Origin of the sequence: Methylocaldum sp. (assembly GCF_035627495.1) — a bacterium.
In the GTDB taxonomy this organism is placed as follows: Bacteria; Pseudomonadota; Gammaproteobacteria; order Methylococcales; family Methylococcaceae; genus Methylocaldum.
This window is the reverse complement of sequence record NZ_DASPLO010000201.1, coordinates 50,152-73,816: the sequence shown is the minus strand read 5'-3', so window position 1 is coordinate 73,816 and position 23,665 is coordinate 50,152. Positions and strand designations below refer to the sequence as shown.

The 23,665-nt window shown below is 59.5% G+C and carries 16 protein-coding genes; 10 read left to right on the top strand and 6 right to left on the bottom strand.

All coding sequences use genetic code 11. The annotated features are described in order from the left end of the window. Window positions 1–120 precede the first annotated feature (120 nt). The 4 genes from VEB01_RS19900 to VEB01_RS19885 are packed head-to-tail and all read right to left on the bottom strand — an operon-like array spanning window position 121 to window position 6,363. Window positions 121–1,803: an ABC transporter ATP-binding protein gene (locus VEB01_RS19900; protein ID WP_414675527.1), complete on the bottom strand. Its 1,683-nt coding sequence runs from the start codon at window positions 1,801–1,803 to the stop codon at window positions 121–123. 37 nt (window positions 1,804–1,840) lie between these two features. Then, complete coding sequence (locus VEB01_RS19895) at window positions 1,841–3,235, bottom strand: ABC transporter permease (protein WP_324878525.1); 1,395 nt, start codon at window positions 3,233–3,235, stop codon at window positions 1,841–1,843. Between the two features lie 3 nt (window positions 3,236–3,238). Beyond that, on the bottom strand, window positions 3,239–4,216 hold the full coding sequence (locus VEB01_RS19890) for an ABC transporter permease (RefSeq protein WP_324878523.1): 978 nt from the start codon (window positions 4,214–4,216) through the stop codon (window positions 3,239–3,241). Next, entirely contained in the window at window positions 4,213–6,363 is a 2,151-nt protein-coding gene (locus VEB01_RS19885; protein WP_324878521.1) for an ABC transporter substrate-binding protein, read from the bottom strand. The genes VEB01_RS19890 and VEB01_RS19885 overlap by 4 nt, the downstream gene beginning before the upstream one ends. 237 nt (window positions 6,364–6,600) lie before the next feature. Here VEB01_RS19885 and VEB01_RS19880 point away from each other — a divergent pair, with 237 nt between their 5' ends. The 10 genes from VEB01_RS19880 to VEB01_RS19835 all read left to right on the top strand — a co-directional run bounded on the left by VEB01_RS19880 (window position 6,601) and on the right by VEB01_RS19835 (window position 21,381). Continuing rightward, window positions 6,601–7,383, top strand: coding sequence for an enoyl-ACP reductase FabI (locus VEB01_RS19880; protein WP_324878520.1), 783 nt, complete (start codon window positions 6,601–6,603; stop codon window positions 7,381–7,383). A 395-nt stretch (window positions 7,384–7,778) separates the two neighbouring features. Continuing rightward, the gene (locus VEB01_RS19875; protein ID WP_324878519.1) at window positions 7,779–9,152 is read left to right on the top strand and encodes a cytochrome B6; all 1,374 of its coding nucleotides are present in this window, start codon (window positions 7,779–7,781) and stop codon (window positions 9,150–9,152) included. 128 nt (window positions 9,153–9,280) lie between these two features. Further along, window positions 9,281–9,892 carry a transcriptional repressor LexA gene (gene lexA, locus VEB01_RS19870; RefSeq protein ID WP_324878517.1) on the top strand — a complete coding sequence of 204 codons (612 nt, stop codon included), beginning with the start codon at window positions 9,281–9,283 and terminating at the stop codon, window positions 9,890–9,892. Further along, window positions 9,892–10,536: a translesion DNA synthesis-associated protein ImuA gene (gene imuA / locus VEB01_RS19865; RefSeq protein WP_324878516.1), complete on the top strand. Its 645-nt coding sequence runs from the start codon at window positions 9,892–9,894 to the stop codon at window positions 10,534–10,536. The genes lexA and imuA overlap by 1 nt, the downstream gene beginning before the upstream one ends. 465 nt (window positions 10,537–11,001) lie before the next feature. Continuing rightward, complete coding sequence (locus VEB01_RS19860; RefSeq protein ID WP_324878515.1) at window positions 11,002–12,528, top strand: Y-family DNA polymerase; 1,527 nt, start codon at window positions 11,002–11,004, stop codon at window positions 12,526–12,528. Window positions 12,529–12,776: 248 nt separating this feature from the next. Beyond that, complete coding sequence (locus VEB01_RS19855; protein WP_324878513.1) at window positions 12,777–15,995, top strand: error-prone DNA polymerase; 3,219 nt, start codon at window positions 12,777–12,779, stop codon at window positions 15,993–15,995. 77 nt (window positions 15,996–16,072) lie between these two features. Next, window positions 16,073–16,672, top strand: a complete 600-nt coding sequence (locus tag VEB01_RS19850; RefSeq protein WP_324878511.1) for a hypothetical protein — start codon at window positions 16,073–16,075, stop codon at window positions 16,670–16,672. Between the two features lie 134 nt (window positions 16,673–16,806). After that, window positions 16,807–17,523: a tetratricopeptide repeat protein gene (locus VEB01_RS19845; protein WP_324878510.1), complete on the top strand. Its 717-nt coding sequence runs from the start codon at window positions 16,807–16,809 to the stop codon at window positions 17,521–17,523. Window positions 17,524–17,561: 38 nt separating this feature from the next. Then, the gene (glnE, locus tag VEB01_RS19840) at window positions 17,562–20,420 is read left to right on the top strand and encodes a bifunctional [glutamate--ammonia ligase]-adenylyl-L-tyrosine phosphorylase/[glutamate--ammonia-ligase] adenylyltransferase (RefSeq protein WP_324878508.1); all 2,859 of its coding nucleotides are present in this window, start codon (window positions 17,562–17,564) and stop codon (window positions 20,418–20,420) included. Window positions 20,421–20,457: 37 nt separating this feature from the next. Continuing rightward, the gene (locus tag VEB01_RS19835) at window positions 20,458–21,381 is read left to right on the top strand and encodes a branched-chain amino acid transaminase (protein ID WP_324878506.1); all 924 of its coding nucleotides are present in this window, start codon (window positions 20,458–20,460) and stop codon (window positions 21,379–21,381) included. 53 nt (window positions 21,382–21,434) lie between these two features. Here the strand turns inward: VEB01_RS19835 and VEB01_RS19830 are convergent, their stop codons facing one another. Both VEB01_RS19830 and VEB01_RS19825 read right to left on the bottom strand, forming a co-directional pair. Next, window positions 21,435–22,076, bottom strand: coding sequence for a hypothetical protein (locus VEB01_RS19830; RefSeq protein ID WP_324878504.1), 642 nt, complete (start codon window positions 22,074–22,076; stop codon window positions 21,435–21,437). A gap of 61 nt (window positions 22,077–22,137) precedes the next feature. Continuing rightward, window positions 22,138–23,493 (bottom strand): DegQ family serine endoprotease, encoded by a 1,356-nt coding sequence (locus VEB01_RS19825; protein ID WP_324878502.1) that lies wholly within the window; start codon window positions 23,491–23,493, stop codon window positions 22,138–22,140. Window positions 23,494–23,665: the final 172 nt, after the last annotated feature.

The following is a 23,665-nucleotide window of genomic DNA, read 5'->3' as shown; positions in this document are numbered from 1 at the left end:
AGCGTTCCACGGCCGAGCGCGCCTCGGCCGTCAGTTTCACTGCGTATTTCTGGGTTCGCATGATCGTCTCCTGGCTTCCAGACAATCATCAGACCCAAGACATGACCAAACATTGCACTGCTACCGTGGCGAAGCACTAGCTTTCGAAAGCCTCAATTTCGGCACAGCTTGCAGCAACCGGCGGGTATATGGATGCGCCGGCTCGAACAGCACCTGCCGTGTGACGCCCATTTCGACAATCTTACCCCGATGCATGACCGCCACCCGGTCGGCCAGTTCGGCCACCACGGCCAGATCGTGGGTGATGAACAGATAACTCAAGTGCCGCCGGTCGCGCAGATCCCTCAACAGTCTCAGGATTTGGGCTTGAACCGAAACGTCCAGAGCGCTGGTCGGCTCGTCGCACACGATCAGCTTGGGATCGACGGCCAAAGCCCGCGCGATGCAGATGCGCTGCCTCTGTCCGCCGGAAAACTCGTGCGGGTAGCGTAACCGCGCCTCCTTCGGCAACCCGACGCCCTGCAACAAATCCTCCACCCGCTCGCGCCGCTCCGTCTCGGTCATGGCGGGATGCAAAGCGCGCAGCCCTTCTTCGATGATGTCGCCCACCACCATGCGCGGATTCATCGACGAGTACGGGTCCTGAAACACAATCTGCATTTCGGCGTAACGCTTGCGGCGCTCCTCGCCATCAAGCTCGGTAATATCGGAACCGTCGAAGCGGACCCGCCCGCCGGAATTCTCGATGAGGTTGAGAATCCCTTTGCCCAAGGTCGTCTTGCCGCATCCCGACTCGCCCACCAAGGCCAGGGTCTCGCCCTGCGCCACCGAAAACGAAACCCCGTCCACCGCCCGCACGTAATCCACGGTCCGCTGAAAGATGCCTTGCTTGATCGGATAATGGATCTTGAAGTCTTCCACAACTAGCAGTGGTTCCGAACCCTGTGTTTCGGGCCGGTTGAGACAGGCGTCCAATCGGGGCATAGCCGTGAACAACTCGCGGCTGTAGGGATGCTCCGGCTTTTCGAAGAATCGCTCGCTCCCGCTCTGTTCCACGATCTTTCCCGCACGCATGACGGCGACACGGTCGGCCAGTTCCGCGACTATGCCGAGATCATGGGTGATCAGCCATAGCGCCATTCCGCTTTCGCGCTTCAAACGCTCGAGGAGCTCCAGGATTTGCGCCTGAATCGTCACGTCCAAAGCCGTAGTCGGCTCATCCGCGATCAGGAGATCCGGCTCGCCGGCCAAAGCGATGGCGATCATGACCCGCTGCCGCATGCCGCCGGAGAGCTGATGGGGGTACTCGTCCAGATGCCGCTGCGGGTTCGGCAATCCCACATGATCCAAAAGCTCCAATGCGCGGGTCCTTGACGCCTTGCCCTGCAAACCCCGCTGCAAGCGCAGCGCCTCGCCGATCTGCCGACCCACGGTCATGACCGGATTCAGCGAACTCATGGGGTCCTGAAAGATGATGCCGATGCGCAGTCCGCGGATGGCACTCATGGCATATTCCGGCAACCCGAACAAGTCGGTGCTTCCGAGATTGACCCGCCCCCCCGTGATTCGCCCGTTGTGGGGCAAAAGCCTCAACACAGACAGCGCCGTGACCGATTTTCCCGAACCCGATTCGCCCACGAGCGCGAAAGTCTCTCCTTTATCGATATGAAACGACACGCCGCTGACGGCGGGGATCAGCTCCGCACTCTGGCGGAAACTTACGTGCAGATCGGACACCGATAAAAGCGCGGTAGCCGTTTCCGGTTGAGCTTTCGCGTGTAATGCGTCAGAGGCCGCGTTCAAACTTTTCCTCCCCCAACCAGGGCCGCTGATGAGTTTATCACTCCGCTCGCCTCGGATCGAAAGCATCTCGCACGGCATCCGCGAAGAGGTTGGCGGCCAGCACCAGGTTGAACATGAACAGAAACGCGGCCGCCAAGGACCACCACACCACCGGATCACGCGCCATTTCGAGCCGGGCGCCGTTGATCATGTTGCCCCAGCTCTCCATGGTGGGATCGACGCCGATATTCACGTATGACAGTACGGCCTCGGCCAACACCAGCGAGCTGAAATCCAAGGCCACCGAAATCAGCACCAGATGGAATACGTTGGGCAAGATATGCCGCATCAGAATCACGCCTTGCCGTACGCCCAGCGCCCGAGCCGCCTGAACGTACTCCATCTCGCGCAGCTTCAGGGTTTCCGCGCGGAGCAGGCGGCACAGGCCGGTCCAACTGGTCATGCCGAGGATCAGGCAAAGAAACAAGAGCCTGAAATCGGCCCGCAGCGCCAGACTCGCGAATTCGTCCTCGTGCCGGGCCATGTACACCTGCATGATGAGCATGGCCGCGGCGATGAGCAGCACGCCGGGTATGGAATTGAGGGTGGTATAGAGATATTGGATCACATCGTCGACCCAGCCGCGGAAGTAGCCCGCCAGAATGCCGAGACCTAAAGCCAAAGGCAGCGTCGCGAAAGTGGTCAGGGTGCCGATCAGAAGGCCGGTCCGGACGCTCTTGAGGCTCTGATAGAACACGTCCTCGCCGACCTTGTCGGTACCCAGAACGTGATAGCGCAGGCCGAGTTCCCCCAGCATGCCACTGCATCCCAAGATGAGGAACAGCGTCAGCAATACGGCTCGCCACGGAATTTCCGTTCGGCCCAGAGCGATGCGCTTCAAGCTTTCGGCCAGACCGATACGATCATGACGGCTGCGCCAGACGATCACCAAGGAAGCCGACAATAGCCAGATCAACCCGCCCTCTCCCAGCCCTTTCATGCCGGTCGCCAGGATATCGGCCGTTTTCTCATGTTCCGGGTCGGCCAGATGCGCACTACCGTATTGCAAACGGGGATAATCCCAGAGCTGGGAGCCGTCCGGCTGGCGAATCATTTCCTTGGCGTAGGCGTAGGACGAAAAAGGCGCCGAATAGGTTTTCTCCACGCGCGTTCGGATGGGCGTCATCCAGCTATCCAATACGCTGATCACTTCGGCCTGATATTGAGATTTACCGTTTTCCCCTTGGTTCCGGGGATGAAAATGGATCGAATCCAGCACGGCTATGAAAAGATAAGCCAGCAGAATCACCAGCGACACCACGGCACTTCGACTGCGCGCCACCTTGCGCCAGGGGCGGCGCAGGTGCTCGCGGCCCCTGGCCCGGACGATGAGCACGACAAAGCCCGCCAGCAAGATGAAGAACAGAATGTCGGTCCACAGTAGCTTCAACATGGTTTAACCGAGCCGCACGCGAGGATCGACCAGGGTGTAGGAAAGATCGGTCAGCAGCAAACCGAGGATGTACAGCGCGGAACCGAGAAACACCATGGCGCGCACGATGGCGAAGTCCTGTTGGCTGATGGCGTCGATGGTATAGCTGCCCAAACCCGGAATGGCAAAGAACGACTCGGTGATCAGGCTGCCGGTGAACAGCAAGGGCAACACCACGACCACCCCGGTCAGGATGGGAATCATGGCGTTCTTGAGCACATGCCCGAACAGCACCCGCGGCTCGGACAGTCCCTTGGCCCGCGCGGTGCGCACGTAATCCTTCTCCACTTCTTCCAGAAACAAGGTCCTATACCAGCGCACGCCGGAACCTACGCCGGCGATCACGCTGATAATCAACGGCAGGATCAAGAATCGGGCGGCGTTAATTCCGCCGTCGTAACCGGAAATCGGCGTGAGCTGCAGCAGTTTTCCAATCAGGTATTGCCCGCCGATAATGTAAAACAGGAACGAGACGGACATGAGAACGACACATAGGGCGATGCCCCATAATTCCAGATAAGTCAGCCGAAAAAACACCAATAACAGGGCCAGGCTGATGTGCACCAGGAGCCCCATCAAGAGAGAAGGCACCGCGATGGCGAGGGAGGGCCACATGCGCTGCTGGATATCGGCGCCGATTTCGCGCCCGCTGTCGGAACGCCCGAAACGGAACAGGAACAAGCCCACCGACTTCTGATAAAAGATCGTTCGCGTCGCTTTGTCGGCTCCCTCCGCCTTTTCGTTCCAGAACAACGGCAAATCGTAGCCGCGCTCGTGTTTCCAGCCTTCGACCGCTTCCTGGGTGACATGCTTCTGCCCGAGATGCATCCGCGCCATGTCGTCCGGCGTATTCACCACGAAGAACAACAGAAAGGTGAGGATGTTCACCCCCAAAAGCAGCGGAACGGCGTAGAGCACGCGACGGATGATGTAGCGGATCATAGCGCGGTGGACCTCATGCGGCGGCGGTAGGTCGAATACGCCGGGACGATCGCCACGGCCAGCAGCCCCGAACCCGCGGCCAGCGGCCAGTAGGTCGGCCGGTTCCACTCCGCCCGCTTGTCCCCCCGCTGTTCGGCATCGATGCGCTGATATTTGAGCTCGTTGTTGGCCATCAGATTGGGTTTGAGATTGCGGTACCAGTCATGGTGCAGCGAAAAGGCCTTGGGATGGTAACCGAATATCCAGGGCGAGTCATGCCTCAGGATTTCTTGCATCTCCTGGATGATACGGAAACGCTCCTCGCCGTCATCCATATTGCGCATGCGCTCGAACAACCGGTCGAATTCGGGATTTTTATAATTGGCCGCGTTCTCGCCGCCCTTGCCCACCTTGGCGTTCTCGCCGTAAAGCAAGAAGAAGAAATTCTCCGAATCGGGATAATCCGCATTCCAGCCCCACATAAAGATTTGGGCATTGCCGTTCATCATCTTCTGCTGAAACTGGTTGTAATCCGTGGTGCGCAGCACCAACTGGATACCGAGCTTCGCGAACTGCTTCCGGTACCAATTCAGAATCGATTTGTCGTCGGGGCCCCGCGCCACCGTATCGAGATAAAGCACTAAGGGCTTGCCGGTCTTGGCGTCGACTCCATTGGGATACCCGGCCTCGGCCAGCAGTTTTTTTGCCGCATCGATGGCCTTCCGGCGCGGCGCGCCGTCGACCCACTCGTACACGTAAGGGTTGATCCCCTCATTGCCCTCGACGTTGCCGAAAATGCCTGGAGGCAACAGCCCCTGAGCCGGAACACCGCGGCCGTTAATGAATATGGCGATGAACTCCTCGTAATCGATCGCGATGTTGATGGCTCTGCGGAGTTTCGCTTTGGCCTCGTCCAACCCGCCCACCGTGGCATCGAGCATGTTGAACCCCATGTAGAACGTCGAGGTCGTTATGGAGGTCTTCAAGCGGATCTCCTTGGCTTTCATTTCCGGCGTCAGCTCGGCGTCGCCCTGCCCGCTGAACTGAACAGCCTGATCGAAATTGTCCGAAGCCAAGCCCGAAGCATCGTAATAACCCTGCAGGAATTTATTCCAGTAGGGAATCGTTTCCTTCTCTAGAGTGAACACCACCTTCTCGATGAACGGCAGCTTTTGTCCGGCATCCGTGAGATAGCCTTGAGCGGCATCCTCCGGCTCGCCCTCGGCCGGGTAGAAGGCATCGTGGTAATTCGGGTTTTTCAGCAGCACCATGCGCCGGTTCGGATTGTTCTCCGCCAGCATAAAGGCGCCGGTGCCAACCGGATACCAGTCGAGGGTGATGTTTTTTTCGACCAGGCCCGGCTGAGCGTAGAACGCATCCGCCTCCCAGGGCATCGGGGCGAAAAACGGCATGGCCAGCCAGAAGCGAAACTGGGGGTACTTGCCGTGCAAGCGGATCTTCAACCGGTGCGCATCGGCAATCTCGATTCCATCCACCGTATAACCGCGGATATCGAAGAACCCCGACTTATCCGGCCGCGCCTCGAAATCCTTCGCCATCCGCTCGCTCAGCTCCTTAAGACCGACGATATAACCCTTCATCATCTCGGCTATGGGCGAATGAAGCTGCGGATGCACCAGGCGCTTGATCTGGTAAACGTAATCCTCGGCCGTCAGCGTACGGGTGCCGGTTTCGGCAAAATCGGCGATGCTCTTGATCTCCGCCAGTTCGTCTCCGGTCAGCGCATGATAGCGATAGCGCCCATCCCGGGTCTTGACGAATGCCGGATGGGGTTGGAATAAGATGTCCGGGCGGATGCGGATCTCGTATTCGCTGTACGCGATCTGCGCCTCCGGCGTTTTTTCCGGCAGCGGATGTAGATCCTTGTCAAGGTAAGTCACGATCGGCAGGGCTTCCGCCGTCAACGGTTCGAGCTGATAGGGCCGTTTCAGATAGGCGTACTGCAGCAGCGGCTCGTACACCTGGGCGATGATCTCGTACTCGTTGGAACTATAGGCCCGCGCCGGGTCCAGGTGCCTCGGCCGCTCGTTGAAGGAGGTGTAAAGAATGTTCCTGCCCTTGTCCTCGGCCGGATAGGGATTGTTCAGAGGACTGCCGCAGGCAACGAGCACGAAAGCCAGAAGAGAAAGCCAGGCCGGCCGAAACAAACGCGCGAAGCCTCGGCGCGCACGAAAAAGTTCGCTTATGGAACTCGCCGGACCGAAAAAACGATGTACCGATTTTTGCCTAGTCGCCATAGGCGGCCATTATACGCGAGCGGGGCGATAGTCCCATCGGTAAGCCGGGCTTATCGGGCCTCTGTCCATCCTGCGACTACGACTGGACAGCACCCGACCTCTAGCGGATACTTTCGCGCCATTTCCAGACGAAATCGGAGATTCATCATGGGTTTCATGCAAGACAAACTGGCGTTGATCGTTGGCGTCGCCAGCAATCGGTCCATCGCCTACGGTATCGCGGAGGCGATGCGACGGGAGGGAGCGGAAATCGCCCTGACCTATCAGAACGACAAACTCAAGGAGCGCGTTGAAAAACTGGCGGAGGAACTGGGCGCGAAAATCGTCCTGCCCTGCGACGTGGCGAGCGATGAGCAGATCGACACACTTTTCGCCGAGCTGGGCAAATGCTGGGACGGGCTCGACTGTATCGTCCATTCCGTCGCCTTCGCCCCGCGCGAAGCTCTGGAAGGCTCTTATCTCGACGCGGTAACTCGCGAGAATTTCCGCATCGCCCACGACATCAGCTCCTACAGCTTTGCCGCGCTCGCGAAGGGTGGACGCAAGCTGATGGCGGGCCGCAAGGGTTCGTTGTTGACGCTGAGCTATCTCGGCGCCGAACGGGCCATGCCGAATTACAACGTGATGGGCGTCGCCAAAGCCAGCCTCGAAGCCAACGTCCGCTACCTGGCAGCTTCCCTCGGCCCCGAAGGCATTCGCGTGAACGCCGTCTCCGCCGGGGCCATCCGCACCCTCGCCGCCTCCGGCATCGCCAATTTCCGCGAGATGCTGGCCAAGGGCGAACAAGCGGCTCCCTTGCGCAAGAACGTCACCACTGAGGAAGTGGGCAACGCCGCCGCATTCCTCTGCTCCGATCTCGCGTCCGGCATCACCGGGGAAATCCTTTACGTCGACGCCGGCTACAACATCGTCGGCCTAGCCGGCATCTGATTTCCATCACTAGCAAGCCGGGACCCGAACGATTGTCCCGGCTTGCCCTGCCCCGTTCACCTTAGCTTCACGCCAGTCTCCCATCTCGGCGTCTTGAAATCGGACCTAAGTCCGTATTCGTACGGCTATCGCTATCGGGAAGTCTGCAATTTAATCAAATACTTTCTCAATGTTTGAAGCCTAGAGCACTTTCGGCTGTAGGGTGTACTGTGCGCATCCCATCCATACACCGTCGCCGAAACCGCTCTAAAAATTCAGGATAGATCCGGCAGATGCAGGTGAACTGGAAGGGATTTCTCGGCGTAAGCCACAATCCCGTTTTCGAGCACAAGGACTTCAAACATCGCGGCTTTCGAGGCTGCCTTTAGCAAAGTGCCGACAAGGAGGAACGGACGATGCAAGAAAAAGCGCTCGAAGCGGTTCTGCGCGGATTCGTATTCCTGAGCTTGGCCTTCACCGGTCTCACGATGTGCTCCGATGCTCCGGCCAGAAGCGCCGAGGAGTTTCAGCAGTTTATGGCGGACATGAAGACCGCGAAGCTGGATGCCATGGAGCGCCATCTAAAAGTTCTCGACGAGCGTTACGATCTCAGCGATAACCCGTCCAAAACGGTCACGATGACCCGGGGCAAACCTGTTCAGGAAGGGGTGCGGGTCAAAATACGGGAGGTCGTAACCTGGGACAAACTGGCGGAAATGACACCCGAGGAGATTCGGAAGCAAGACTTGTTTCCGAAGGGATTCATGCCGCTACCCCATCCCAATCCCGCCGAGGGCGGCATTGTATTTAGCAAAAACTTCGTAGAGGCTATCGAGCAGCAGGAGGGACGGGATCTCGCCCGCTTCGACGTGGGTTTCGATATTCCGGAGCGGTTCCAGCCGGAACTCCCGCCCCCCGTCTTTCTCAAGACGCAGACGGACCGGGGTGATGTTTCCCGAGGTCAATTGATAACGCTCTCCAATTACCGTGAACTTTTCGATGGCGTCATCAACCCGGAACAGTTGGAGGGACTGCGGCTGTTGCTCACGCCTTTCCCGCAGCAGCAGTTCAACGCCACCGATGACCGCCGCTCGGAAAATCCTTCTCCCGGCATCGCCTGTTTCGACTGCCATGTCAACGGCCATACCGGCGCTGCCATCCAGACGGTTCCGAGCCCCCGTCCGCGGGAACCCAATCTTCGCATCGATACGCCGAGCCTTCGGGGCGTCGAGGTTCAGCAGTTGTTCGGCTCTCAAGGCATGCCGAAAAGCATTGAGGACTACTCGGAATTCAAATTGCGGACGGCTTATTTAGACGAAAATCCGGCCGCAACCCAGGAAAAAGAAGGCCATATCCCGGATCGCAATGACATATCTCTCATGGCCGGGTTTCAGAAACTCATAGACTTCCCGCCGGCACCCAAGCTCGATACGTCGGGCAAGCTGGACCCGCAAAAGAATGATGAGGCCGCACTCCGCGGCCAGGACCTTTTTTTCGGCAAAGCCCAATGCGCGACTTGCCATACGCCACCCTACTATACCGATAACCGCGCGCACGACCTGCAGGTGGAACGGTTTTACAGATCCGGAACGAGCACTAGCCAAACGACCGCACCGGACGGCCCCATCAAGACTTTCCCTCTGCGCGGCATCAAGGACTCGCCGCCCTATCTGCACGACGGACGCTTGCTGACATTGGAAGACACGGTGGAATTCTTCAATCTGGTGCTCGGACTGAAACTCACCAAATCCGAGAAACAGGATCTGCTCGCATTTCTGGTAACGCTGTAACGATCTGAAAACTCAATCGGTTAACGCATTATTACAACTCCCTTTCGTATAACCACCCTCATTTTAAGGCTTGCGCGCTTCTCAAAAGCCTAACTATACTGCTTATAAAAGCACTGCTTTTATAAGCCATGAAAAACACAACCCTACGCCAGCAGGAAATACTCGACCATATCCGCCGGACGCTCCGTCAGGACGGAGTGCCACCGACCATCGCGGAGATCGCCAACGCTCTCGGCCTTAAATCCACGAATGCCGTACGCGGCCATCTTCAGGCTTTGGCTCGGAAGGGCCTTATCGAGCTAATGCCCTCTCTGGCTCGGGGCATCCGTCTGATGGAACACCAGGCTCCGGCCGACGCCCTGCCCGTCATCGGCAGAGTCGCCGCCGGCCGGCCGGTGCTGGCGGAAACCCATATCGAGAAATATTGCCGCCTCGGCCCGGAATTATTTCAGGGCAAAGCGGATTACCTGCTCCGCGTGCGCGGCCTCAGCATGCGCGATGCGGGCATTCTGGAAGGCGACCTTCTGGCGGTGCAGCGCACCGACCAGGCCCGTAGCGGCCAAATCGTGATCGCCCGCCTCGGCGATGAAGTCACGGTAAAACGGCTGCGGCTTGAAGGCTCTATGGCCTATCTGGAACCGGCCAATCCCGACTTCGAAACCCTGGCGGTCGATCCCGAGCGCCAGGAGCTCTGCATCGAAGGCGTGGTGATCGGCGTGATCCGCAGCGAGTGGGTGTAATGGATAAACGGAATGGACTCGATGAATTGCTCCGCGCTACGCCGCTCCTGTGGCGCGGTCGCCGCCCCCAAGCGGCCGACAGTGCCGCAATTCCCACCGGCTTCACGGAACTGGACAAGGCTTTGCCGGGAAGCGGCTGGCCTTTTGCCGCATTAATGGAAATCGCCGTTCCCGCCTGGGGTATCGGCGAACTGCATCTCTTGCTTCCCGCCATGCGGCACGTACAACAATCGGGAAAACGCCTAGCTTGGATCGCGCCGCCTTATCTGCCCTATGCACCGGCCCTGGCGGATGCCGGCATCGATTTGGACCGCCTGCTCCTGCTGGACAAGCTCTCGGACGACAAAGACATCTGGTGGAGCGCGGAAAAACTATTGCGCAGCACCGCCTGCGGCATGGTCTTGGCCTGGCCCCGCAAATTGTCTCCCGTTCCGGTATTGCGCCGTTTGCAATTGGCGGCAACGGAAGGCCGTTGCCTCGGCGTGTTGCTGCTGTCCGAACTGCCCGCCGGAACTCCGGCCGCTTTGCGCCTCCGTCTCGAAGCTGGGGAGCAAGGGCTTTGGGTCCATATTCTCAAGACACGCGGCACGCCAATCGTAAATGCCGTGCTACTCGGTGGGTCGGACGACATGCCTCCCAACTAACGGCATGCAGAGGCGGTTTTTGGCCGATTGGAGAGCTAAACGCCGCTTCCACGACGTCCTTTAGTTCCCTTCCTCTGGGCAGAGGTGTCTACACAAATTCTTAACCCCGGAAACACCGTTTCCGGGGTTGTATTAAATCCCGTTTGCCGCGCCGAGCACCGCAGCTTTCGGCCGGAATGGTCCTTTAGGGGCGCGGAAGGGATTCCGCGCGTCGACAGAGGGGCGAGGATGCCCCTTCTGGCGACCCCGGCCGAAAGCGAGGAGCGCAAGGATCAAGCGGCAACCGGGCCGCCTTTTCTTTGGCTACTTTCTTTTGGCGGCGCAAAAGAAAGTAGCTCGCCCGTGGGTGCGAGAACCCACACTCAAATAAAGCTATCGCTCAGCGATTCCTTCTTTGATCGGCTTATATAGATACCTCTGCCCAGAAGGAGAAGGAGCAAATTAGGCTAAACACTGGAACACCCCATGGCTTTGCACGCTCTTTCAGAAATCCCGTTCGCATCACCGACTACCCAAGTCTCCAGTGCTCCGCATTCGGCGCCGACAGCACTTTGGCTGTGCTGTTATCTGCCGCATTTGCCGCTGGAGGTCTTCAAACTCGAAGAGGATCATCCTGCCGCCATATGGGAGGACAGCGGCGGACGTTCCTTCGTTCATGCCGTCACGTCCGCCGCCAGAGTTTTCGGCATCCATTCCGGCTCGCCCATGAACGCAGCTTTGGCCTTGTGCGCCGATCTGCAACTGCATCGCCGCGACGAACAGATGGAGTACGAAGCGCTAGAAAAGCTGGCAGAAACTGGACTCGGCTTCACGCCCTGGGTAAGCCTCAATTATCCGGCCGCCCTGCTCCTGGAAATCCGCGCCAGCCTGTCTCTATTCGGCGGCCTGGATGCCTTGGTGCAGCGACTTCGTACCGAACTCCAAAGCTTGGGCCATCGCTCCATCCTCGCGGCGGCGCCGACGCCTTTTCCTGCCTGGCTCATGGCCTCCTCCGGATTGGAGCGGACGGTGGAAAACCCAGCGGCATCGCGCTCCCGGCTCGGCGATCTGGCCATCGCCCATTTGCCCTTGGAACGGGATACGGCGAACCGGCTCGCCAAGGCCGGTCTCCATACCCTGCGCGATCTCTGGCGATTGCCGCGGGACGGTCTGGCCCGGCGTTACGGCCTTACCCTGCTGCGCCAACTGGACCGGGCCGCGGGGCGGGAAAAAGAGCTGCCCAAGCTCTTCCGAACGCCGCCCGCTTTCCAAATCTATCGGGAACTCACGGCGGAAACCGAGAACCTGGCTTACCTGCTGCCCATCTGCGCGACCCTGCTGGAAGATCTGGCTGCCTTTTTACGTCAGCACGACGCCGCCACGGATCGTTTGGAGCTGAAGCTGTTCCACTTCCGCCGATCGGCCACACGCCTGGAACTGAAGCTCCGCTATGCCAGCCGCGATCCGGCGCAGCTTTCGATATTGCTGAACGAGCGCCTGGAGCGAATGTCCTTGCCCGCCGCCGTCACCGCCCTCCGCCTCCGTTGCAGCGCACTGCAACCCTATCGGGCGCGGGTAGCGGATTTGTTCGCCGCCGAAACGCCGGGCGCTCTGGATTGGGAGGCTTTGCTGGAACAATTGCAGCAGCGCCTGGGACGCGATGCCTTACGCTTTCTGGGCACTCCGGCCGATCACCGCCCCGAACGCGCCTGGAAGGGGGTCTCTGGTGCTCCCGGAGACGCCGTTTGCGATTGGACTCGGGACGAATCGCCCATCGGCATCGCCATGGGCAAAGAACGCCGGCCGTTGTGGCTGCTGCCCAAGCCCCAACCGTACGATCCGACCGGTTCCCGCTTGCTGCCCGAACGGGAACGCATCGAGAGCGGCTGGTGGGACGGCGCTTCGATTCGGCGGGATTATCGCGTGGCAGTGAGCCCGGAGGGCGTCCGCGCCTGGGTGTACCGAGAGCTCGATGGAAACGGCGGATGGTATCTCCATGGTTTATTCGCTTAGGACTTGGCCGCCAACCAATAACATCCCGATCTACTTGAAAACGATTGTAGGATGGGTAGAGCGAAGCGAAACCCATCGATGGTGGGTTAGGCGAGCGCCGCCACGAACCATGCCGTGTCCGCGGGACTCGCTGCGCGCCGTAACCCACCGGTTCCGCGGCTTTGCCTGGTGGGTTACGGCGCGCGGAACCCCCAAGGAACGTTGCAGGGTCCGTGCGATGCGCGCCTAACCCACCCTACGCCAGACACATGAATCGGAACGTTGTTTTCAGCCATATCCCTAGATTTGCCGAACTCCATTGCCTCAGCAATTACAGCTTTTTGCGCGGCGCCTCGCATCCGGAAGAGCTGGTCGAGATAGCGGCCCGCCTCGGCTATGCCGCCCTGGCACTGACCGACGAATGCTCCCTGGCCGGCGTGGTGAAAGCCCATCTGGAGGCGCGCCGCCACGGCTTGAAGCTGATCATCGGCAGCGAATTCCGGCTGGAAGGGTCATCCCGGTGCTCCCGGGATGACCGTTTGCGATTGGAAGGGTCGCCCTGGCGCTCCCAGGACGACCGTTTGCGATTGGAAGACGGGCTCAAGTTGGTGCTGCTGGCCACTGACCGGGAAGGTTACGCACAACTTTCCGGCCTTATTACCTCAGCCCGGATGGATGCGCCCAAAGGTCATTACCGGCTGGATCGCTGCAAACTGGAACGACACCCTTTGGACAACTGCCTGGCGTTGTGGCTGCCGGACGAAACACCGCAATCGGAACAAGGCATTTGGCTTAAGGAACATTTTTCCGGCCGGCTCTGGATCGGCGTGGAACTGTTCTTGAGCGGAACAGACCGGGAACGGCTGAATCGTCTTGGCCGGCTCGGCAGCGATCTGGGGCTGCCTTTGGCGGCCTGCAACGATGTGCACATGCACAGCCCGGAACGGCGGCCCTTGCAAGATACGCTCACCGCCATTCGCCTGGGTCGGCCGCTTTCCGAACTCGGCTATGCGCTGTTCCCGAACGGCGAGCGTCATCTCCGCCCGCTGTCCCGCCTGGCCCGGCTCTATCCCCCGGAACTGCTGGCGGAAACCATGCGCATCGCCGAACGCTGCCGGTTCTCGCTCGATGAACTCCGCTACGAATATCCAGCCGAACTGGTGCCGGAAGGCCATACGCCAAAGAGTTGGTTGCGCCATTTGACCGAAGAAGGCGCAAAGCGCCGCGGGCCAAACGGCGTCCCGGACAAGGTGCGGCGGCAAATCGAGCACGAACTGGCTTTGATCGCCGAACTCGCCTATGAGCCCTATTTCCTCACCATCCAGGACATCGTCCGCTTCGCCCGTGAGCGGGGCATTCTGTGCCAGGGCCGCGGCTCGGCCGCCAACTCGTCGGTGTGCTATTGCCTCGGCATCACCGAAGTCGATCCGGGGCGTCTCGATCTCTTGTTCGAGCGTTTCATCTCCCGCGAGCGGAACGAGCCGCCCGACATCGACGTGGATTTCGAGCACGAGCGGCGCGAGGAAGTCATCCAATACATCTACCGCAAATACGGCCGGCAGCGCGCCGCCCTAGCCGCCAGCGTCATCACCTACCGGGGCCGCAATGCGGTGCGCGACGTGGCCAAGGCGCTCGGCTTCAGCCGCGAACAAGTCGATCTCCTTGTCGGAGCCGCCCATTCTCTCAGCGACGACGGTTTGGACGCAGAGCGTCTTAAAGCCGCCGGTTTCGACCCTGCGAATCCGAAACTCCGCCTGCTTAACGGACTGGTCGATCGATTGCGCGGCTTTCCGCGCCATCTGTCGCAACACACCGGCGGCTTCGTCATAGCGGCGGATTCCTTGTCGCGCCTGGTGCCGGTGGAAAACGCGGCCATGCCGGAGCGCACCATCATTCAATGGGACAAGGACGACCTGGAAGCGCTCGGCCTGCTTAAGGTGGACGTCCTCGCCCTGGGCATGCTGAGCGCCATCCGCAAGGCGCTCACCTATGTGAGCAACTGGCACGGCGAACCGCTGACTCTGGACCGCATCCCGGCGGAAGACCCGGCGGTGTACGCCATGCTGCAACAGGCTGACAGCCTGGGTGTGTTTCAGGTGGAATCCCGTGCGCAAATGGCCATGCTGCCCCGCTTGAAACCGCGGAACTACTACGATCTGGTCATCCAGGTGGCGATCGTGCGCCCCGGCCCCATTCAGGGCGACATGGTTCATCCGTATCTCGCGCGCCGCAGCGGCCGGGAATCGGTCACCTATCCCGGTCCCGACGTGGAAAGCGTGCTCAAGCGCACCTTGGGCGTCCCCATTTTTCAGGAACAGGTAATGCAGATCGCCATGGTGGCGGCCGGTTTCAGCGCCGGCGAGGCGGATCAGCTCCGCCGCGCCATGGCGGCCTGGCACCGGCGCGGCGGTTTGGAGAAATTCGAAAGCCGTCTGGTCGAAGGCATGCGCGAACGCGGCTACAGCAGCGAATTCGCGGAACAGATTTACCGGCAGATCAAGGGCTTCGGCGAATACGGCTTTCCGGAATCCCATTCCGCCAGTTTCGCTTTGCTGGTGTATGTTTCCGCCTGGCTAAAATGCCATCATCCCGCCGCCTTCACTTGCGCGCTTCTCAACAGTCAGCCCATGGGCTTTTACGCTCCCGCCCAATTGATCCAGGACGCCCGCAGCCACGGTGTGGACGTCCGGGCTATCGACGTGCAGCACAGCGATTACGATTGCGCATTAGGAGGGTCGCGACTAAAGCAACCGTTTGCGATTGAAGGATCGCCCCCCGAACCGCCAGCCCTACGCCTCGGCCTGCGCCTGGTGAAAGGCCTATCGCGGCAAGGCGCCGAAGCCGTCGTCGCCGCCCGCCGGGAGAGCCCCTTTGCCGATGCCGCCGACCTGATCGCCCGCGCAAAACTCGACCGCCGCGATGCCGAAGCGCTGGCTGCGGCCGATGCCTTGCATGGACTCGTCGGCCATCGGCATCGCGCGTTCTGGGATATGAGCGCCCACGATAAGCCCACACCGCTGTTCGGACAGCCGATATTCGACGAAGGCGAACCCTTGCTGCGCCCGCCTCGCGAAGGTGAAAACATCGTCGCCGACTATGCTTCAACCGGACTCACGCTACGCCGCCATCCCTTGACCCTGCTGCGCCCTCGGCTAATCGCGCGGCATCTGCTTAGCGCCGAACAACTCCGCACGCTGGGCCACGGACGCTTCGCGCGCACCGCCGGCCTCGTCATCTGCCGACAACGCCCGCTCACCGCCTCCGGCGTAGTCTTCCTCACTCTCGAAGACGAAACCGGCCAGACCAATGTTATCGTCTGGCCCAGCCTGGTTCAAAAACAACGCCGTCCGCTGCTTCAGGCCGGACTCCTCGCCGTGCACGGCACGGTGCAGGAAGAAGACGGCGTATTGCACCTCGTCGCCGGCCGGCTGGAGGACCTGAGTCATTGGCTGGGTCGGTTAAGCGTGCCCTGCCGGGATTTTCATTAGCCGCTTAAGCCTACGATTCTCCAAGGGCTTTCGTGTTATCGTAGGCGCCCCATCCTCCAGTCCCTTCGAGCATCTTAATGAATCCACGAATCAGTGCCCTGATCGAAAACATTCAGGCTCTCGAAGAGGAACTCGAAACCGAATTGGCCAAACATAGAGAAGAATTCCGGATCAAGCTCCAGAACGGCAAAATCGTTTATGCCCGCGAACTGTTGCGGGAGCACCGCAAACTCAAGGCGGGCCTGACGAGGTACATCACCAAAGCCAACCGGCTCAATCTGCTCACCGCACCGCTTATTTACTCCCTGATCGTCCCTTTCGCCCTCTTGGATTTGGCCGTCACGCTGTACCAGGCCGTTTGCTTCCCCGTTTACGGAATACCGAAGGTGAAGCGCCGGGATTACATGACCTTCGATCGAGGGCGCTTGGCTTATCTGAATCTGATCGAGAAGCTCAACTGCACGTACTGTTCCTACGGCAATGGCCTTCTCGCGTACATCCGGGAAATCGCCGCCCGCACCGAACAGCACTGGTGCCCCATCAAACACGCCCGCCGCGTCAAGTCGCCCCATTCCTGGTACGGCCGGTTCATCGACTTCGGCGATGCCGAGAGTTATCGGCGAGATATAGAAAAGACGAGAAGGAATTTCGGAAAAGAGAAATCCGAGCAGCCGTAGCAAGTCAATCGGACTGACAACTCAACGGAAAGGCCGCACACCGATCCGCGAACTTAGGGAAACTCCTCATTAACGTCTCAACGCGCCAATTGTTAAAATGCCGTTTTTGTCATTCACTTCCGACAATCAGCACTTTGAAGCCCTTTCACCTCGTACTTGGCCTATTGGTCCTCCTCGTTTCCGATCCGGGCAAATCGCAAGCCGAATCGACCGTTCATGAAACCGTTCGCCGTTTGGAAGACGAATGGGCGGAGATTTTCTATCGTCTCCCGCCGAACCAGCATGCCGAGAAGTTCAAAGGCCTTCTGGCTAGGGTTCATTCCGTTTCCGAGCGGTACCCAAAAGAAGCCGATCCGCTGGTTCTGGAGGCCATCGTCCTCTGTACCTACGCTGCTGCGGACATCGGTTTGAGCTCGCTGAGCAAGGTCGGCAAGGCTCGGGAACTGCTCATCAAAGCAATCGACATCGATCCCCGCGCCATGGAAGGATCGGCTTATGTCACTCTCGGCAATCTTTATTATCGGCTTCCCGGCTGGCCGATTTCCTTCGGAGACGACGATTCGGCCCGCCAATATTTGGAAGCGGCTTTGAAGCTTTATCCGAATGCGTTGGACTCGAATTATTTTTATGGCGATTTCTTGTTGCAGCAGGGCGAGCACGAGAAAGCCCTGGGCTATCTGGAAAAAGCCGAAAAAGCGCCGATCCGGCCTTACATGGTGCTTTCCGACACCAAATTGAAGGAAGAAGTCCGTCAGGCGCTGACAGCCGCGCGCGAGAAACGGAACGACCACGGGGATTTCTTCTCGAGCTTTCTGCAGCCGTTTTTCGGCGACGACGGCGGAAAACCCTGAGCCCAAGCTTTCGACACCATCACCGTTAAGACTGTCTTATGTCCGACAACCCCGCTTTTCCGCACCGATTGCCCGAACCGCTCGGACAGCCGGTAGACGTAGCCTGGTCCACGTTTTCCGCAAACTCGGCGCGCCTAGGAATCGGGATCGGCGAATTTCCGGACAAGGTCAGAGACTCTCTGGGCCCGGTTTGGGCCGCTAGCCCCTTCATCGCCGAACAATGCGCCCGCCGGCCGGAACTCTTGAAGGAACTATTGGAATCGGGACGGTTGTTGAACTCGACCGACGAGGAAACCTGTCGCGGCAACTTGCGCCGGCTCCTGGAAGGCGTTGATACCGAGGCGGATTTAATGGCCGTCCTCCGCCGCTTCCGCAACCGGGAAATGGTGCGTATCGCCTGGCGCGACATCGCCGGCTGGGCGAACCTGGATGAAACCCTGCGGGATTTGTCCATGCTGGCCGACGTGTGCGTACAGGAAAGCCTGGACATTCTGTTTCGCCAAGCCTGCTCCAGCCGGGGAACGCCGGTCAACAAGCAAGGCCAGCCGCAATCGCTGGTCGTACTGGGCATGGGCAAGCTCGGCGCTTGGGAGCTGAATTTCTCGTCCGACATTGATTTGATTTTTGCCTATCGGGACGACGGCGTGCTTCCGGACAAGCGTGAAACCAGCTACGCCGAGTTTTACACCAAGCTGGCGCGCAACCTGATCAAAGTGTTGGACGCCGTGACCGAAGACGGCTTCGTCTTCCGCGTCGATATTCGTTTACGCCCGTTCGGCGACAGCGGTCCCCTGGTGCAGAACTTCTACGCCTTGGAAGCCTACTATCAAAGCCAGGCGCGCGAGTGGGAGCGCTATGCCATGGTCAAGGTGCGCCCCATGGCCGGCGATTTCGAAGCCGGTCGCGAGCTGCAGGAATTTCTCCGTCCGTTCGTGTACCGGCGCTATCTGGATTATCGAACCCTCGGCGAGTTGCGCGAGCTGAAGCAGAAGATATCGCTGGAGCTGCAACGCAAGGACCGTCAGGAAAACGTCAAGCTCGGTCCGGGCGGCATCCGGGAAATCGAATTCATCGGCCAGGCATTTCAGCTCATCCGCGGCGGACGCGAAAAGCGCTTGCAGGAACGCCGCATCCTGGTCGTGCTGGAGACCCTTGCCGACCTCGGCCTGCTGCCCGCCCCAACCGTCGAGAAACTGCGCGACGCTTATCGCTTTCTCCGCACCGTGGAAAACCGGCTGCAACAGTACGCCGACAAGCAAACCCATGATCTCCCCGCCGATCCGCTACAGCGGCTCAGCCTGGCTTTTGCGATGGGCTTTTCCGACTGGGAAACGTTCAAAGCGCGAATCGATGCGGTGCGCCACGAGGTGCACGAGGTTTTCGAGCAGGTCGTCGCGCCGGCTCAAGCCGAAACGCGGGCCGCTTTTGCACTGAGCGGCGATCGCGAACAAATTTACATGGCATTACAGACCTTGGGGTGGCCGAACCCCGAATCCGGCGCAAAACTCATCGAGACTTTCCAGGCATCGCATGCGATCAAGAATCTCACCCCGAGAGGCGCTTCGGAACTCACCCGCCTCATGCCGATGCTGTTGCGCGCCACCGCCTCGACCGAGCAGCCCGAGAACACCTTGGAGCGGATTTTTGCCCTGCTGGAGGCCATCGCCAGTCGCAACGTCTATCTGACCCTCTTGACGGAAAATCCACAGGCCTTGTCGCAACTCGTCAAGCTGGCGGCGGGAAGTCCGTGGATCACCAACTATATCGCCCGACATCCTCTGCTCCTGGACGAACTGCTGGACCCGCGGACGCTTTACACGCCTCTTTCGAAGACGGAACTGGAGCGGGAACTGAAACGGAAGCTCGGCTCGATTGATCCCGAGGATCTCGAGCAAATCTTGATCGGTCTGCGTCAGTTCAAGCAAAGCAACATTTTGAGAGTCGCGGCGGCCGATTTCATGGGCGCCATTCCGATCATGGTGGTCAGCGACTATCTCACCTACATCGCCGAAGTCCTGGTAAACGAGGTCATGCGGCATGCCTGGCGATTGACGGCGTCGCGGCACGGCGTTCCGCCCGGCGCGGCCGTCGACCAAGTCAGCGGTTTCGGCGTGATCGCCTACGGCAAGATGGGCGGACTGGAACTCGGCTACGGATCGGACCTGGATCTGGTATTTCTCTACGACGGAGTCGACAGCACGCTCACAAATGGCGAGCGGCCGGTCAGCACCGCCGAGTTTTTCGCTCGGATGGGCAAGCGCATCATCCATCTTTTGACGGCAAACACCCCCGCGGGAATTCTTTACGAGGTGGATTTGCGGCTTCGGCCCTCCGGAAGCTCCGGACTCCTGGTCAGCAGTGCCGATGCTTACGACACCTATCAGATGGATAACGCCTGGACTTGGGAGCAACAGGCGCTGGTCAAGGCCCGGTTTGTCGCCGGAGATCCCAAGATCGCCGAGCGATTCGGCGTGATCCGCGAGAAGTCTCTGTGCCGCACACGGGACACCGAAACCCTGCGGACCGAAATCCGCGAGATGCGCGAAAAAATGCGCGCCAATCTGGCGGCAAAGGACCCGGAGATATTCGACTTGAAGCAAGGCTTCGGCGGTATCGTCGATATCGAGTTTATAGTACAATTCGGGGTCCTTTCGGGTGCTCACGACTGCGAACAACTGACCGAGTGGACCGACGTGGTGCGCCTGTTGGACTCCCTCACCAAAGCCGGTTTTTTAGGCGCGGACGACGCCGGATTATTGAGGCAGGCCTATTGCCTTTTCCGTGAGCACACCCATCGGTCCGCGCTGCTGGAAGTGCCCGCGCTCGTTCCGGCCGATGAACATTTCGAACTGCGTTCCCGCGTACAGCAGATTTGGCGGGATGTGATGGAACGCTAAGCTTTTCACTTTCACTGGTAACTTCGGAGAACGACTGATGGCGATGGATGACAGAGACGGCGTCATCTGGCTCGACGGCGAATGGCTGCCCTGGCGAGACGCAAAGGTTCACGTGCTGACCCATACCCTGCATTACGGCTGCGGCGTGTTCGAGGGGCTGCGGGCTTACAAGACCGACCGGGGCGCGGCGATCTTCCGCCTGCGCGACCACACCGACCGGCTGTTCCGCTCCGCCCACATCATGAGCATGAAGATTCCTTTCGACAAGGACATCCTCGACCGGGCGCAACGCGAATCCGTAAGCCGGAACAGCCTATCTAGCGCTTATATCCGGCCGATGTGCTTCTACGGTTCCGAGGGCATGGGCTTGCACGCCAAGAATCTCAAGGTTCACGTCATGATCGCCGCCTGGGAATGGGGCAGCTATCTCGGCGCCGAAAACATGGCGCGCGGCATCAAGGTCCGCACATCTTCTTACACCCGCAATTACGTCAACAGCGTAATGTGCAAGGCCAAGGCGAACGGCAATTACCTGAACTCGATTCTGGCCGTTCAGGAAGCTGTGGAAGCCGGCTGCGACGAAGCCTTGCTGCTCGATCACGAGGGTTACGTAGCCGAAGGCAGCGGCGAGAACATCTTCATCGTGCGCCGCGGCAAGCTCTACACGCCGGATCTGACCTCGGCGCTGGAAGGCATCACCCGCGAAACCGTCTTCACCATCGCGCGGGAAAGCGGGCTTGAAGTCGTCGAAAAACGGATTACCCGCGACGAAGTCTATGTCGCGGATGAGGCTTTCTTCACCGGCACCGCCGCCGAAGTGACCCCTATCCGGGAAGTGGACGGGCGGACCATCGGCGACGGCGCGCGCGGGCCGATCACGGAAAAACTGCAAGCGCTCTATTTCGATTACGTGCACGGCCGGCGCGACGACCACGCCGAGTGGCTCAGCCATGTAGGCTGATTGGACCTCAGTCGCATTTCAGGGCGGGGAAATCCCGCCCTGCCTCGTTTTTGCTAACTCGGCAACTGCTCGCCCAAATAAAGCCCATAGCGCAGCAGCACCGCGCCTTGCAGCAGGAAATCGAGTGACGCCTCGATGAGATTCGCCCACCCTTCCGTTTCAAACACCCCGTCCAGTCGGCGCCCGAGCCGTTCGCCGAGCTCCCGCCCCAAAAGATGCAGCCCGATGGACAAGGCGATCAGTCCGACTAGCGTTGAAGCAGGCGGAAAAAAATCTATCGACAACTCCGGATGCCACCAGTGCAACAGCACGGCTCCGAGAACGGCGATTTGAAGGGATGTCACTATGCCCCGGTAATTGCCGAGCACGGGCAGCCAGGGCAGAGAGACCGACAGCACGAAAGCCAGGTTGAACAGATCCGACACCGGCCTGGCGCCGGCATGCAGGCTTTGCACGAAACCCGCCTCCCCGGCCCGCCCGAACTGATAAGGATGCACCAAAGCGATAAAGCCGAGGGCCAGCAATGCATGGATAAAGGGCGGCCCGATCCGGACCGCAATTTCGCGGCTCACCGGCACCCCCTCCAAACCCTGTTGCAACCTGTCCAGCAGAATGAAAAGCGGCATGTGCAGCAGAGCTACGATCATCAAGGGCACCCAGTAATTCGGCTGGGAAATGGTCCACCAAAAACCCATAGATTTCTCTCGCAACAAAAAGGGGCTGTTATGCAGCCCCTTAGCCGATTGACGCTCTTTATCAGCGCAGTAACAAGAAGAACGAGCCGTTCCCCCGCTGCAGATTGAGCAGCAGTTCGCCGCTGCCGCCGGCTGCGGCCTTGAGGTCCTTCAGATTGCTCACCGGCTGGCGATTGGCCATGACGATAATATCGCCCGGCCGCAGACCGGCTTGGAAAGCATAGGATGCAGTATGGATCTTTTCCACGCGCACGCCTTGCGCCGGCTCGTTCGGCTCGGTGTTGCTAAGCAAAGTACCGGAAAGCTTTGGATGGATCTTTTTGCCTTCCTCCCGACTAATCTTGGGCGCCGCGATCTTCGCTTCGCGGACTACGTTTTCACCCTTGTGCAGAACCTCGATCGTCACCTCGTCACCGATCTGCTGCAGACCGACGGCATTGCGGACGTCCATGCTGTTCTTCACGCGACGGTCGTTAATCGCCAGCACGATGTCGCCGGGCTCCAGTTTGGCCTTGGCGGCCGGAGAATCGGGCTGCACGCCGGTAATGACGGCGCCTTGAGTTTGGGTGAGGCCGAAGGCTTGGGCTAATTCCGGGGTCAAATCCTGAACCGCCACGCCGAGCAAACCGCGGCGAATTTCGCCATGCTCGACCAAGGTGTTCATGATACTGGTCGCCATATTGGCCGGAATGGCAAAGCCGATGCCCACATTGCCGCCGCTCGGCGCCAGGATGGCGGTGTTGATGCCGATCAGCTCGCCACGCAGATTGACCAGTGCGCCGCCCGAATTGCCGGGGTTGATCGAGGCATCGGTCTGGATGAAATCCTCGTAGCCTTCGATGCCGAGCCCGGAACGGCCGAGTGCGCTGATAATGCCGGAAGTGACGGTTTGCCCCAGTCCAAACGGATTACCGATCGCCACGACAAAATCGCCCACTTGCAATTGCCCGGAATCGGCGATCGGCAGCTCGCTCAAATTCTGCGGCTCCACCTTGACGACGGCGATATCCGATTCCGGATCGGCTCCAATCAATTTCGCATTGAGATGACGGCCGTCGTTCAGAGTCACGGTAATCTCATCGGCTTTGTCGATGACGTGATTGTTGGTGAGGATATATCCGCGTTTCGCGTCTACGATTACTCCCGAACCCAAGCTGGAGGTTTCGCGGCGACGGGGTTGATTCGGGATGTCGAAAAAATAGCGAAAGAATGGGTCGCGCAGCAAAGGATGCTCGGCTTCCTGAATTTGCGTCCGCGTCGAAATATTCACCACAGCCGGCGTTGTCTTTTTCAGCATGGGCGCGAGGCTCGGCAAAGACTGACCGTCTACGCTGGTCGGCCAGGCCGCGTACGCCGCATTCGAGAAAAACAGCAAACCGCCCAGAAAAAGCGGAAGCAATCGACGATTATTGCTCATTGTTGTACCTCAGTCGTTTCAAGAGGGTTGGAATGGCCTTAATCCTGGGCCATTAATAATTGATAGACATCACAAAGCGCTTGCGGAGGGATGGTCTATTATATGAAAGCGCAGGAAAACCGGACAACGCCACCGGCACGAGCACCGGAAACGATCACTGCCTACCAACCAT